Origin of the sequence: Streptomyces sp. NPDC086080 (genome assembly GCF_044540255.1) — a bacterium.
In the GTDB taxonomy this organism is placed as follows: domain Bacteria; phylum Actinomycetota; class Actinomycetes; order Streptomycetales; family Streptomycetaceae; genus Streptomyces.
Genome location: NZ_JBITRU010000036.1, coordinates 1 through 13,564, shown reverse-complemented (window position 1 = coordinate 13,564; position 13,564 = coordinate 1). Strand labels below are relative to the sequence as shown.

At 73.4% G+C, this 13,564-nt stretch carries 11 protein-coding genes; 8 read left to right on the top strand and 3 right to left on the bottom strand.

Annotated features, from left to right (window positions below; translation table 11 throughout):
• Positions 1 to 122: 122 nt before the first annotated feature.
• From ACIF9R_RS31655 to ACIF9R_RS31640, 4 genes are all read left to right on the top strand, one after another.
• Positions 123 to 746: a GntR family transcriptional regulator gene (locus ACIF9R_RS31655; RefSeq protein ID WP_399985843.1), complete on the top strand. Its 624-nt coding sequence runs from the start codon at positions 123 to 125 to the stop codon at positions 744 to 746.
• A 375-nt stretch (positions 747 to 1,121) separates the two neighbouring features.
• Positions 1,122 to 3,824, top strand: coding sequence for a pyruvate dehydrogenase (acetyl-transferring), homodimeric type (gene aceE, locus ACIF9R_RS31650; protein ID WP_399985842.1), 2,703 nt, complete (start codon positions 1,122 to 1,124; stop codon positions 3,822 to 3,824).
• A 62-nt stretch (positions 3,825 to 3,886) separates the two neighbouring features.
• On the top strand, positions 3,887 to 4,861 hold the full coding sequence (locus ACIF9R_RS31645; RefSeq protein WP_399985841.1) for a helix-turn-helix transcriptional regulator: 975 nt from the start codon (positions 3,887 to 3,889) through the stop codon (positions 4,859 to 4,861).
• Between the two features lie 261 nt (positions 4,862 to 5,122).
• Positions 5,123 to 5,644: a DUF4240 domain-containing protein gene (locus ACIF9R_RS31640; RefSeq protein WP_399985899.1), complete on the top strand. Its 522-nt coding sequence runs from the start codon at positions 5,123 to 5,125 to the stop codon at positions 5,642 to 5,644.
• A 40-nt stretch (positions 5,645 to 5,684) separates the two neighbouring features.
• On the opposite strand, the gene ACIF9R_RS31635 is transcribed toward ACIF9R_RS31640, so the two are convergent.
• Positions 5,685 to 6,908 carry an FAD-dependent monooxygenase gene (locus ACIF9R_RS31635; RefSeq protein ID WP_399985840.1) on the bottom strand — a complete coding sequence of 408 codons (1,224 nt, stop codon included), beginning with the start codon at positions 6,906 to 6,908 and terminating at the stop codon, positions 5,685 to 5,687.
• A gap of 80 nt (positions 6,909 to 6,988) precedes the next feature.
• Here ACIF9R_RS31635 and ACIF9R_RS31630 point away from each other — a divergent pair, with 80 nt between their 5' ends.
• Positions 6,989 to 7,603, top strand: coding sequence for a TetR/AcrR family transcriptional regulator (locus tag ACIF9R_RS31630; RefSeq protein WP_399985839.1), 615 nt, complete (start codon positions 6,989 to 6,991; stop codon positions 7,601 to 7,603).
• Positions 7,604 to 7,957: 354 nt separating this feature from the next.
• Here ACIF9R_RS31630 and ACIF9R_RS31625 read toward each other — a convergent pair whose 3' ends face one another.
• Complete coding sequence (locus ACIF9R_RS31625; protein WP_399985838.1) at positions 7,958 to 8,134, bottom strand: hypothetical protein; 177 nt, start codon at positions 8,132 to 8,134, stop codon at positions 7,958 to 7,960.
• A gap of 34 nt (positions 8,135 to 8,168) precedes the next feature.
• On the bottom strand, positions 8,169 to 8,963 hold the full coding sequence (locus ACIF9R_RS31620; RefSeq protein ID WP_399985898.1) for a peptidoglycan recognition protein: 795 nt from the start codon (positions 8,961 to 8,963) through the stop codon (positions 8,169 to 8,171).
• A gap of 293 nt (positions 8,964 to 9,256) precedes the next feature.
• Here ACIF9R_RS31620 and ACIF9R_RS31615 point away from each other — a divergent pair, with 293 nt between their 5' ends.
• From ACIF9R_RS31615 to ACIF9R_RS31605, 3 genes are all read left to right on the top strand, one after another.
• On the top strand, positions 9,257 to 10,441 hold the full coding sequence (locus ACIF9R_RS31615) for a MarP family serine protease (protein WP_399985837.1): 1,185 nt from the start codon (positions 9,257 to 9,259) through the stop codon (positions 10,439 to 10,441).
• 63 nt (positions 10,442 to 10,504) lie between these two features.
• On the top strand, positions 10,505 to 11,407 hold the full coding sequence (locus ACIF9R_RS31610) for a TIGR01777 family oxidoreductase (protein WP_399985836.1): 903 nt from the start codon (positions 10,505 to 10,507) through the stop codon (positions 11,405 to 11,407).
• A gap of 426 nt (positions 11,408 to 11,833) precedes the next feature.
• Positions 11,834 to 13,231, top strand: coding sequence for an NAD(P)/FAD-dependent oxidoreductase (locus ACIF9R_RS31605; protein WP_399985835.1), 1,398 nt, complete (start codon positions 11,834 to 11,836; stop codon positions 13,229 to 13,231).
• Positions 13,232 to 13,564 lie beyond the last annotated feature (333 nt).

Below are 13,564 nucleotides of genomic sequence, written 5' to 3'. Positions count from 1 at the left end.
TGTAAGTCTCGTCTCACCTGGGCGAAAGCACCCCTGTGCGCCCCTGCGGGACGGGCTCACAGCCGTATTGTCTAATCGTCAAAGCCCCCCGGGGGCCCGTGGGCCCCGCTAAGGAGCCCCTCATGACCGCGCCCGTCGTCCACTCGCTGCGCGAACAGATCCGCGAGCACATCCTGGAAGGGATCATCAGCGGACGCTGGAAGCCGGGCGAGCGGATCGTGGAGCGCCGGATCGCGACGGAGCTGGAGGTCAGCCAGACGCCCGTGCGGGAGGCGCTGCGGGAGCTGGAGTCGCTGCGGCTGATCGAGTCGGCGCCGAACAAGGGCGTACGGGTACGGAATCTGACGGCCGCCGATCTGGAGGAGAGCTACCCCGTCCGGGCCGGTCTGGAGGCGATCGCGGCGGAGCTGGCGGCGGAGCGGCTGGCGGAGGACTGCTCGACGCTGGAACCGCATGTCGCCGCGCTGTACGAGGCGGACCGGGTGGCGGACGGGACCGGGCAGGTGCGGCACACGGTGGCGTTCCACCGGGAGCTGGTGCGGGCCGCGGGGAATTCGGTGCTGCTGCACACGTGGGAGGGGCTGGGGATCGAGGTGTTCACCGCGTTGTCGATACGGTGGCTGGGGACGGTGCAGCAGTCGTACGCGGAGGAGCACGAGGAGCTGGTCGCGGCGTTCCGGCGGCGTGATCCGCGGATCGCGGAGCTGGTGAAGGCGCATGTGCTGGGGTGCGCGCCGCGGGCGTAGTGGCGTGGCCTTTCTTCGCCCCCGCCGCCCCTTCCCATCCCGTCCCTGGGGCTTCGCCCCCAGACCCCCTTCGCGCAGTTCCCCGCGCCCCTGAAGGGGCGCGGGGAACTGCGCGATCAGCCACTGGCGGCCCGCGGTCGCTCTTCCGCGCGCACGCCCCCTCACCTGCGCAGACTCCCCGAAGGGACAGTCACCCCGTGCCACCGCCGGAGGCACCCCGTGCCGACTTTCTCGGGATCGAGAGGTTTTACCCTTCAACCCTTTGATCGATCATCGATCAGGGAGTTATTGTCACCCCCGGGCTTTCACCCGAGCCCTTCGCCCTGTCCTGCCAAAGACCTGGGGCACCCCCCTTCGACTGAGGAAGGCGGCGTCATGACCGACCTCAACGCCATCCAGCCGAGCGAGCTCGACCAGCTCCCGGACCGCGACCCCGAGGAGACCGCCGAATGGCAGGCCTCCCTGGACGCCGTCACCGAGGCGGCCGGGCCGCACCGTGCCGCGTACCTGATGCGCCGCACTCTGGAACGCGCCGAGGGCGCCGGCATCGCGCTGCCGAAGCTCCTCGAAACCGATTACGTCAACACCATCCCCACCTCCGCCGAGCCCACCGTGGACGGCGACGAGGCGATGGAGCAGCGGATCACCGCCTGGAACCGCTGGAACGCGGCCGCCATGGTGACCCGGGGCAGCAAGTACGGCGTCGGCGGCCACATCGCCACCTTCGCCTCCGCCGCCTGGCTGTACGAGACCGGCTTCAACCACTTCTTCCACGGCAAGGAGGGCGACGGCTCGGGCGACCAGCTCTACATCCAGGGCCACGCCTCCCCCGGCATCTACGCCCGTGCCTTCCTCGACGGCCGGATCGGCGAGGAGCAGCTCGACAACTTCCGCCGTGAGGCGGGCGGCAACGGGCTGCCGTCGTACCCGCACCCGCGCCGGCTGCCCTGGCTGTGGGAGTTCCCGACGGTCTCCATGGGCCTCGGGCCGATCTCCGCGATCTACCAGGCGCGCTTCAACCGCTATCTGACCAGCCGCGGCATCAAGGACGTCTCCGAGTCGCACGTCTGGGCCTTCCTCGGCGACGGCGAGATGGACGAGCCCGAGTCGACGACCGCGCTCACCCTCGCCTCCCGCGAGCAGCTGGACAACCTGACGTTCGTCATCAACTGCAACCTGCAGCGCCTCGACGGACCGGTCCGCGCCAACTTCAAGATCGTGCAGGAGCTGGAGGCCCAGTTCCGCGGCGCCGGCTGGAACGTCATCAAGACGCTCTGGGGCACCGCGTGGGACGAGCTGTTCCGGCTCGACACCACCGGCGCCCTGGTACGGCGGCTGCGCGAGGTACCGGACGCGCAGGTGCAGACGTACCAGACGCGCGGCGCCGCCTACATCCGCGAGGACTTCTTCGGCAAGGACCCGGCGCTCGCCGAGATGGCGAAGCTGCTGAGCGACGACAAGATCCTCGAGTGCTTCCACCTCTCGCGCGGCGGCCACGAGTCCCGCAAGGTCTACGCCGCGTACAAGGCCGCGCTCGCCCACAAGGGCGCGCCGACCGTGATCCTCGCCCAGACGGTCAAGGGCCACACCCTCGGTGAGGGCTTCGCCTCCAAGAACGCCAACCACCAGATGAAGAAGCTGACGGTGGACGAGTTCAAGGCGATGCGCGACCGGCTGGAACTTCCGGTCTCCGACGCACAGTTCGTCGACGGAGTGGTGCCCTACGTGCACCCGGGCGCCGACTCCCCCGAGGTCCGTTACCTCCAGGAGCGCCGCGCCGCCCTCGGCGGTCCGGCCCCGGCCCGCCGCGTGCACCCGGTCGCGCCGCTGCCGCAGCCCGCCGACAAGGCGTTCGCCGCGTTCGACAAGGGCTCCGGCTCGCAGAACGTGGCCACCACGATGGCGTTCGTCCGCCTGGTCAAGGACCTGGTCCGCGACAAGGAGACCGGAAAGCGCTGGGTGCCGATCGTCCCCGACGAGGCGCGCACCTTCGGCATGGAGAGCCTCTTCCCGTCCCTCGGCATCTACTCGCCGATGGGCCAGACGTACGAGCCGGTCGACCGCGACCAGCTGATGTACTACAAGGAAGCGAAGAACGGCCAGATCTTCAACGAGGGGATCACCGAGGCCGGCGCCATGGCCGAGTTCGTCGCCGCCTCGACGTCGTACTCGACGCACGGCGAGACGATGATCCCGTTCTACATCTACTACTCGATGTTCGGCTGGCAGCGCACCGGCGACCAGATGTGGCAGCTCGGCGACCAGATGGGCCGCGGCTTCCTGGTCGGCGCCACGGCGGGCCGTACGACGCTGACGGGCGAGGGCCTTCAGCACGCCGACGGACACTCCCCGGTCATCGCGGCCACCAACCCGGCGGCGCTGACGTACGACCCGGCGTTCGCGTACGAGATCGGTGTCATCGTCAAGGAGGGTCTGCGCCGGATGTTCGGCGAGGGCAGGCCGGGCGAGGACCAGAACGTCTTCTACTATCTGACGGTCTACAACGAGCCGCTGCCGCAGCCCGCCAAGCCGTCCGCGGCCGGCGTGGACGAGGGCATCGTCAAGGGCCTGTACCGCTTCAACACGGCGGAGACGGCCGGGCTGAGCCCCGCCGCCAACGCCCCGCGCATCCAGCTGCTCGGCTCCGGTACGGCGATCCACTGGGCGTTGAAGGCTCAGCGGCTGCTCGCCGAGGAGTGGGGGGTGGCCGCCGACGTGTGGTCCGCCACCTCGTGGACCGAGCTGCGCCGCGACGCCATGGAGGCCGACGAGGCGCTGCTGCGCGGCGAGGACCGGGTGCCGTTCGTCCGGCAGGCGCTGCAGGGCGCCGAGGGCCCGGTGCTGGCGGTGTCCGACTTCATGCGCCAGGTCCCGGACCAGATCGCGCAGTGGGTCGAGCAGGACTACACGTCGCTGGGTGCCGACGGCTTCGGTCTGTCGGAGACCCGTGACGCGGCCCGCCGGCACTTCGGCGTCGACGCCGAGTCCATCGTCGTCGCGGCCCTGGCCCAGCTGGCCCGGCGCGGCGAGGTCGCGGCCACGGCCGTGAAGGAAGCGCGCGCGAAGTACGGCCTGTAGGGCCTGATCACCCCAGGAGACCCCCGCCACGCCCGGCGGGGGCCTCTTGCATGATGGGGCGCATGCGTGCTGCCCGGTTGATCAAGATGGTGCTGCTGCTCCAGTCCCGGTCCTCCATGACCGCCGCCGAACTGGCGCGGGAACTGGAGGTGTCGGAGCGCACGGTCACCCGGGACGCGCAGGCACTGTCGGAGGCCGGGGTGCCGGTGTACGCGGACCGGGGGCGGCTCGGCGGCTACCGGCTGATCGGCGGTTACCGTACGCGGCTGACGGGGCTGGCCCGCGGTGAGGCGGAGGCGCTGTTCCTGTCCGGGGTACCGGGGGCGCTGCGCGAGATGGGGCTGGAGGACGCGGCCTCGGCGGCCCGCCTGAAGGTGTCGGCCGCCCTGCTGCCGTCCCACCGGGACGCCTCCCGCACGGCGGCGCAGCGCTTCCATCTGGACGCCCCCAGCTGGTTCAGCGAGCCGACGACACCCGGGCTGCTCCCGGTTGTCGCCGACGCCGTGTGGGACGACCGGCGGATCACCGCCCGCTACCGGCGCGGTGAGAGCGAGGTGGAACGGCGGCTGGAGCCGTACGGGCTCGTGCTCAAGGCGGGCGTCTGGTACCTGTGCGCGCGGGTCGCGGGGCACGGCTCCTTCCGGGTGTACCGGATCGACCGCTTCACCGCGGCGGAGGCGGGCGAGGAGCGTTTCGAGCGTGCGGAGGAGTTCGATCTGCCGGCCTTCTGGGTGGAGCGGGCGGAGCAGTTCGCGCGCTCGCTCCTGCGGGCGGAGGTGGTGGTACGGCTGTCAGCGCGGGGTGTACGTCGGCTGGCGCACGCCGTCGATCCACTGGCCGCGCGGGAGGCCCTGGCCGGGGCGGGTGAGCCCGGGGAGGACGGCTGGGTGAGGGTGATTCTGCCGGTGGAGTCCGAGGAGGTCGCCCACCACCAGTTGACGGCGCTGGGGGCGGAGGTGGAGGTGGTGGCGCCGGCGTCCCTGCGGGAGCGGTTCGCGGTGGAGGCCGCGCGGATGGCGTCGTTGTACGGGGGGTGAGGTCCGGGGTGGTTCGGCTGGTGCGGCTCTGGGGTGGGTGCTTGTGTCTCTGGAAGCGGTGGTGCGGTGCCTGGCTTCTTCGCCCCCGCCGCCCCTTCCCGTCCCGTCCTGGGGCTCCGCCCCAGACCCCGTCGCGCAGTTCCCCGCGCCCCTTCAGGGGCAGTCCCGTGCCGCTTCTGGGTGGGCCCGTGGTGCTTCAGGGGGTGGCTTGTGTGGTCTGGAGTGCGTCCGGGGGCCGCAGGGTCGATGCTTGACCTCGTGATGGACGAGACGGAGTTCTGGGAGCTGATGGACGCCGCCCGGGAGGACGCCGAGGGCGACCCCGAGGAGCAGGCCGATCTGCTCGTGGAGCGGCTCCTGCGACTGGACCCCGAGGCGGTCCTGGACTTCGCCCGGCACTTCGAGTCCCGCTACCACCGCGCCTACCAGTGGGATCTGTGGGGGGCCGCGTGGGTGCTCCTCGACGGTGCGAGCGACGACGCCTTCGACTCCTTCCGCTGCTGGCTGATCGGCCAGGGCCGTGAGGTCTTCGAGGGCGCGCTGCACGACCCGGACGCGCTGGCCGATCTCCTCGGCGACGACTTCGACGAGGAGATCGACGGCGACGGCGAGGACCTCGGCTACGCGGCGGACGAGGCGTACGAGCAGCTCACCGGGACGGTGGCACCCGATCTCGGGCTGCCCCCGGCCCCGGAGGAGCCGGAGGGCACGCCGGCCGACTTCGAGAACAAGGCCTTGCTCGCCGAACGCTATCCACGGCTCTGGGAACGGTTCCGGGGCTAGCTTCAAGGCCGGCATCAGGAAGCGCAGGGTGTCCACGACCTCAGTGTGGTGCGGCGGACCGCGTGTCCCGTGGTCCCGCGGAAGACGTGCCGGACGGCGGGCGCCAGTCGGCGATGCCGTCGAAGGCTCGCAGGGCGAGGGCGGGCCCGATCCTGCCGACGGCGGCGACCGCGGCGTTGCGCAGGGCGACGGCCGCGGGGTTCTCCAGCATCGTCATCCTGCCGGTGCGAGCCGAGCGGCGTACGACCTCCATCGTGCGCGGGAGCCGTTCGCGGGTGTAGTCCTCGAGGGCGTCCCGGAGGGTCCTCTCGCCGTTCACGAGATGGGCGAGGACGACGGCGTCCTCGATGGCCTGGTTGCCGCCCTGGCCCATGCTGGGCGGCATGGCGTGCGCGGCGTCGCCGAGGAGCGCGGTCCTGCCGCGGTGGTAGGCGGGCAGCGGCTCCCCCATGAACCGCACGTCGCGCCGGAGCACGTCCTCAGGGGCGACGGAGGCGAGGATCTCGGGTACGGGGTGGTGCCAGTCGCCGAACAGGCGGAGCAGTTCCGCCCTCTCGTCGGGGGCGCGCTCGCCCTCGGGGCGTGCGGCGGCCGCGTAGGCGTAGACCCGGCCGTCCTTCAGCGGCTGGGTGCCCCAGATCCGGCCGCGGCCCCAGGTCTCGTGCGGACGGAAGGGCCGCTCCGGCGCGGGCACGACGGCGCGCCAGGTGGTGAAGCCCGCGTACCGCGGCCCCGGGTGGGCGGGGAACAGGGTGTGCCGCACTCCGGACCGGATGCCGTCGGCGCCGATGACGAGGTCCGCCTCCAGGGTGCCGTCGGGGGTGTCGACGAGGGCGGGCCGGCCGCCGGGCTCGCCGGGGTCGGTGAGGGTGGCGGGGCTCGCCGTCCGTACCGCGCCCTCCGGCAGCCGGGCAGCGAGCAGCTCCGCGAGGGTGGCGCGGTGCAGCAGCACCAAGGGGTCGCCGAAGCGTCCGGCGGCGGCCGAGCTGTCGGTGCGGGAGAGCCATCGGCCGCCCGGTGTACGCAGGCCGCCCTCGCCCTGCCAGGCGGCCAGGGACCGGATCTCGTCACCCAGGCCGATCACGTCGAGGGCGCGCAGGGCGTTGGGGGCGAGTGAGATGCCGGCGCCGACGGGGCGGAGGGTGTCCGCGCGTTCCAGGACGGTGACGCGCCGGCCGGCCCGGTGCAGTGCGGCGGCGGCGGTCAGTCCGCCGATGCCGCCTCCCACGACGACCACGTGGCGTTGTACGTCCGCTGCTGCCATGCGTGACCACTCCCTCGTCTACTACACCTGTAGTGAGAGTGAAGATACTACAACCGTAGTGAGCCCGGTAGATTGTCCCCATGCCCGCACGCGCCACCGGCGGCGTCTCCCGCCCCGAGCTCATCGCCGACACGGCCCTCGTCCTGCTCGCCGAGCGCGGGCTGCGCGGGCTGACCCACCGGGCGGTGGACGAACGGGCCGGGCTGCCCCAGGGGTCGACCTCGAATCACGCCCGTACCCGTCTCGCGCTGCTGCAGACCGCCGTACGACGGCAGGCGGAGCGCGAGGCCCAGGTACTCCTCCCCGGAGAGCTGCCGGATCCGGCGGGCGGACCCGAGCTCCTCGTCGACGCGCTGGCACACGCGCTGCACCGGTACCTCACCCATCACCGCGGACTGCTGGTGTCGCGCTACGAACTGGCGCTCGAGGCCACCCGCAGGCCCGAGCTGCGGGAGTTCTACGACGCGACGGGACGGCAGTTCCGCGACGTGCTGGCCGCGGTGATGAAGGGCGTCGGATCACCGGAGCCGGAGCGGCACGCCCTGTCCCTGCTCGCCTGGAGCGAGGGAATGATGTTCTCCTGCGTGGCCGGCTCGTACCACTCCGAGGTGCCCGCCCGCGAGGAGCTGCGCCGCGGTTTCGGGGAACTGCTGCGCGGCATGCTCGGCGGCGGTGCGGCGGCCTCCGGCGGCTGAAACCGCCACCGCAGCGGCGTGCTGCCGACGCGTCGGCCGGCCTGGGCGGGCGCGCGCTCGCCGTGGCATGACCGGCGTGAGCCGAAGGGCGCCCTGGTGGGCCTGCGCCCCACGCCGGGGTGTCCCACCTCCGGGAGCAGGCACGCGGCCAGGGCCAGGTGGACCACGCCCCGGGAGGGCAGATTCTGCGCCGATGGGACTGCCCAACTGCTGACGCCGGTGGTGTTGCGAACGCGGCGTCGTCGCCCGAAGGGCGGCACGGGGCGTTCCCGGGTCTGCGGCCGGTGCGGCGAGCGTGTGTGCCGGGCGTCGCACGGCAGGCGCCGCTTTCGCAGCGCAGCCTGGGGGCGGGATTCACAGACGGCGGTGCGGGCTCGGCGCGTGGCGCAGGGGTGCGGCGTTGGCCTGGGTGAGGGCGGAGGCGGTGTGGGCCGCCGGGCCCAGCACGACGGCCGCCGCGGCGCACAGCGCCGTCCAGGGGCGGCGCAGGACGTCCGCCCAGGTGGTACTTCGCTCAGGGGTGTCGCTCATGACGTCTGCTCTTCGTTCCGTGTGACGTTCTGTTTCAGGGTGTCGCGTGGCTCGTCGGGGTGTCCTTCCGGGTGGCACTGGCCTGCTGGGTGGTGTCGCGGCCCTGGATGCGGGCCGCGAGGGTCCTGATGTCGGGGAGCCGGGCCTGCAGGGCGGCGCCCGGGCAGCTGGTCATGTAGCCGTCGCTGTGTCCCGCGACCGCGTGCAGCGTGGCGGTGGTGCCGGCCGCGTAGCGGCTGCCGCCGTTGCTGGAGACCAGCCGCACCTCGCCGCGCGGGTCGGTGCCGGAGGTGCCGAGCTTCCAGGCGGTCAGTGCGGCGATCGCGTCCAGCATCCCGGACGGCACGTGCGCGCCCTCCGTGAAGGTGCCGAGGGCCGCGATGCCGGCGGTGCCGTGGTTGAAGCCCTGGGTGTGGGCGCCGGTGACGGGCAGGTCGGTGCCGCCCGCGCGGCCCTCGTAGATGGTGCCGCAGCGGTCCACGACGAAGTTGTAGCCGAGGTCGTCCCAGTCGCGGCCGAGGGTCTGGCCCTCGTACAAGGCCCTGATGATGCCGGGCGCGTCCGCGCAGTCGTAGCCGTTCGGCGAGTCGGTGTGGTGGATGAAGACGGCGACGACCTCGTGGTCGTAGCGCGGGGGCGGCTGTTCGCGGGCGCCGTCGCCCAGCCAGACCGAACGCGGCACGATCGGTGGCCGGGGCGCCCGGAAGGCGGGCTCGGTCCGGGCGGCGGTGGAAGCGGCGTCGGTGGAGCCGGCGGCCCGCTCGACGCCGTAGGCGCACAGCACCAGGGCGACGGCGGCGGCCAGGCCCGGCAGACAGCCGAGCGCCACCGTGGCGGCTCGGGGCAGCCGCGGTGAGCCGGGCCCGCCGGTTATCCGGGGGGAGCGGCGCTTCCGCGCTCCGCGCGGTCGTCTCGGGACACGCATGGTCTCACTGTGGGTGCGATCGGCGGGGTCCGCGATATGTGCTGTGCCACTCGGTGGAACCATCGCCTCGGTGCGTGACGTTTTCCCCAGTGCACGCGCGCGTGGCCGCCTTCCGGGGGCCGCGCGCGCGAGGCTGATCACCTGGCCCCTCCATCCCGTATTGATGGGTCGGTGGTCCCGAGAGAAAGGCGGCGCGCGTGGACCTGCTCGACATCCTGCTGTTGCTGGTCGTCCTCGCCTACGCGGCGTCCGGTTACCGGCGGGGGCTGCTGGCCGGCTGTGTCTCGCTGGCCGGTTTCGTCGGCGGTGCGGTCGTCGGCGTGTGGATCCTGCCGTGGGTCATGGACCTGGTGACGGCGGGGACGACCCGGGCGACGGTGACGGCCGTGTTCACGGTGCTGCTGCCGGCCGTGGTGGGCCATGAGCTGGCGGGCCGGCTGGCGCTCAGGCTGCGGCGGGAACTGGACCGGGGCCCGCTGCGGGTGGCGGACGGGATCGGCGGGGCGCTGGCCAACTCGGTGGCCGTGCTGATCGTGGCGTGGGTGGTGGCGAGCGTACTGGGGGTGTCGTCCTCCCCGCTGGTGACGTCGGCGATCCGGGACTCCCGGCTGCTGGGCACCGTGCAGGAGGTGATGCCGGACAGCACTCCGGGCTGGTTCTCCCGGGCCACCTCGGCGCTGACCGAGGCGGGTTTCCCGCAGGTGTTCAACCCGTTCGAGAACGAGTCGACCGCCGAGGTCGCCGAGCCCTCCGGGGACAGTGTCACCGCGGCCGCGACCCGCGCGGCGCAGCGCAGCACGGTGAAGGTCGAGGGTGTCGCGGGCACGCAGGGCCGCGAGGGCAGCGGGTTCGTGTACGCGCGGGAACATGTGATGACCAACGCCCATGTGGTGGCGGGCATCGACGAGCCGACGGTGCGCGTGGGCGGGGTCGGGCGGACGTACGAGGCCCGGGTGGTGCTCTTCGACCCGCAGAAGGACGTGGCCGTGCTGCACGTGCCGGGTCTGCGGGCGCCGGTGCTGGAGTTCGTGAAGGACGCCGGGCGCGGTGATTCGGCGGTCGTCGCGGGTTATCCGCAGGACGGCGCCCTGAATCTGCAGGCGGCGACGGTGGCCAACCGGCTCCAGGCCAGAGGGCAGAACATCTACAACGACGCGACGGTCACCCGTGAGATCTACTCGGTCCGCTCCACCGTCCGTCCCGGCAACTCCGGCGGCCCGCTGCTGACCACCGACGGGCGGGTGTTCGGCGTGGTGTTCGCGCGCTCCACCACGGACGCGGAGACCGGCTACGTCCTGACGGCGGGCGAGGTCGCGGACGACGCCGAGCGCGCGGCGGACGCGACGGCACCCGTGGACACGGGCGACCCGGTGACCTCGTAGGACACCACCGGATCGGGCGCGGCCCGGCCGTGATTCCGGTGCCGGGAGGGCAGGATGGAGGCCATGGAGCGTTCACGAATCGCGGTGGCCGGGGCGTCCGGGCTGATCGGTGGTGCCCTGGTGCGGTCCCTGACGGCGGACGGGCACACGGTGGTCCGGCTGGTGCGGGGCGCACCGCGGGGGGCGGACGAGGTCCGGTGGGACGCGGAGCAGGGGACCGTGGACGCGGCCGGGCTCGCCGGGTGCGACGCGGTGGTGAATCTGGCGGGGGCGGGGGTCGGCAGCCGGCGCTGGACGGACGCCTACAAGGCGCGGATCCGGGCCAGCCGGGTACGGGGCACGACCGCGCTCGCCGAGGCCGTCGCCGGGCTGCCCGAGGACGTACGGCCCCGGGTGTTCCTGAACGGCAGCGCGATCGGCTACTACGGCGAGACCGGCGACCGGACGGTGGACGAGAGCGCGCCTCCGGGCGAGGGCTTTCTGCCGCGTCTGTGCGTGGAGTGGGAGGCGTCGGCGGCGCCCGCGCGGGAGGCGGGCGTGCGGACGGTGTTCGCGCGGACCGGTCTGGTGGTGGCCCGTGGGGGCGGGGCGTGGGCCAGGCTCTTCCCGCTCTTCCGGGCCGGGCTGGGCGGACGGATGGGGGACGGACGCCAGTACTGGTCGTTCATCGCGCTGCACGACGAGGTGGCGGCGCTGCGCCACCTCCTCGACACCGACGGGCTGTCCGGACCGTTCAATCTGACGGCCCCCCACCCGGTGACCAACCGTGAGATCACCGAGGCGATGGCACGCGTACTGCGCCGGCCGGCGCTGTTCGCGGTGCCGGCCCCGGTCCTGCGGACGGTGCTGGGCGAGATGGCCGGGGATGTGCTGGGCAGCGCCCGGGTGGTACCGACGCGGCTGCTGGAGTCGGGCTTCCGGTTCACGTACCCCGGCATCGAGGAGGCGGTGAGGGCCGCGTTGTGACCGCACGCGACCGCCCGCACCCGAACCGCTCCGGCACGATGGCGTCCCGCCCGGCGGTGTAGCGGATCAGGGCGCCGGAATCCGCAGGCCGGGGCCGGGCCCGCGCGCCGTCCGACGTCCGGCCCGCCTCACCGTGACGCTTCCCGGGCTGCCGTCACCACGGAGACCGCCATGGGCCGCGAACCGGACGCGCGGTGCTTGATCCCCTGCACCACGTCGTGGGGCACGACCTCCGGCACTGACTCCCCTGCGACCACATCGTGCCCACGCGGCGTGCGTATGCGACCGCCGTGCGCCCGTGCACTGCCCGTGCGCGACTGACCCGGTGGCCGATCACGGTCCTAACCTCGTCCAGAACTCGGGTATTCCTGGGACCTGTTGAGGGCATGACGTCTCCAGCGCCCGCGCAACCTCGAGGAGGGGCACGTGCTTGAGCCCACGTACCGGGCGGACGTCGTCGTCGTGGGAGCCGGGGTCGCCGGGCTCTCCGCGGCACGACGACTGACCGGCGCAGGAGTCACCACCATCGTCCTGGAGGCCGCCCACGAGGTGGGCGGCCGTATGGCGACCGAGAAGGTCGACGGCTTCCGGCTCGACAGGATCGGGCGGTTGCTCTCCACGGCGTATCCCGAACTGCGGCGGGCTCCCGGGCTCGACGGGCTGGTCCTGCGGCCCTTCGACCCCGGTGTCCTCCTGCACAGCGACGGACGCCACCATCGCGCCGGCGTACAGCAGAGGGGGACGCGCAGCGCGAGGGGCGCACTCCATGCGGTGCGCGCCCTTGCGAGCGCCCCCCGGCCGGGGTCCGGCCCCAGGAGGCCGGTGGCCGTGCCCGGGCGGCCGGTGTCCGTGGCCCGCGGCCGCGGCGGTGCTCCGCTGGGCACGGCGATCGACCAGGCCCGGCTGGGGGCCGCGCTGAACAGGCTCGCGGGCACGCCCGTCGAACAGCTGCCGGTCCGTCCCGAACTGCCCGCCGCCGAGGCGCTGGCGGCCCGGGGCCTGCCCGCCCGCACCGTCGACGGCTTTCTGCGCCCGCTGCTCGCCGCCCTGTTGTGCGACCCGGACCTCACCACCTCCAGCCGGTGCGCGGACCTCGCGCTGCACGCCTTCGCGAGCGGGCGGCTGTGTCTGCCGGAGGGCGGTGCGGAGGCGCTGCCGCAGCAACTGGCGCGGACGCTGCCACCGGGCACGGTGCGCACGGGTGTGCGGGTCACGTCCGTGTCGACGACCTCGGTGACCACCGCCGAGCACGGCGAGTTCCGGTGCGGCGCGGTGCTGGTCGCGACCGGCGCGCGGGCCGCCGCCGAACTGCTGCCGGGGCTGCGGTTGCCGGGCTTCCACCCGGTGACGGTGGTGCACCACACCACCGACGAGCCGCCCGCCACCGGTGCCTCGCTGCTGCTCGACGCCGACCGGGGCGGGCCGGTCGCGCACACGGCGGTCGTCAGCCGGGTCGACGCGTCCCGCGCCCCGGCCGGCCGCACGCTGGTGACCTCGACGGTCCTGGGCCCCGCGACGCCGGGCGTCGACACCGCCGTACGCCTGCATCTGGCGCGGCTGTACGGGGTGTCCACGGCGCGCTGGGAAACGCTGGCCGTGCACCACACCGCGGAGGCGGTCCCCTCGATGCGCCCGCCGCACGACCTGCGCCGGCCGGTGCGGCTGCTGGCGGGCCTGTACGTCTGCGGCGACCACCGGGACACGGGGTCCGTGCAGGGCGCGTTGCACTCGGCCCACCGGGCCGCCGGCGCGATCCTCACGGACCTGGGCGCGCACCGGTCCCTGCACACGGCAGACCCCGCGCCGACAGCCCGGGCGGCCTGACCCCGCGGGACCTCGCTCGCCCCCGCACGTCGATCCGGCCCATGGGACACACCCCCGAGAGGGACCACGAATGCCACCCGTTGCCGCGGGCCGGGGCAGGTCGCGCGGCCCGGCCCCGACAGGCTGCCGTCGCACCCACCCATGCCGCCCCGGGAGGCATGACTGCCTGCGGGCGCAAAGGGAGCGGCGCACACCGCAGGAGCCGGCGCGCACCGCACGGCCCAGCGCGCACCGCGGGGGGATGCTCCTATGCTTGTCAAGCGGCAGGAGCGAGGTCGGTTTGGGTGATTCGTTCCGTTGGTGTGGTGGTCAGGGCGCGGTAGACCTCGCGGG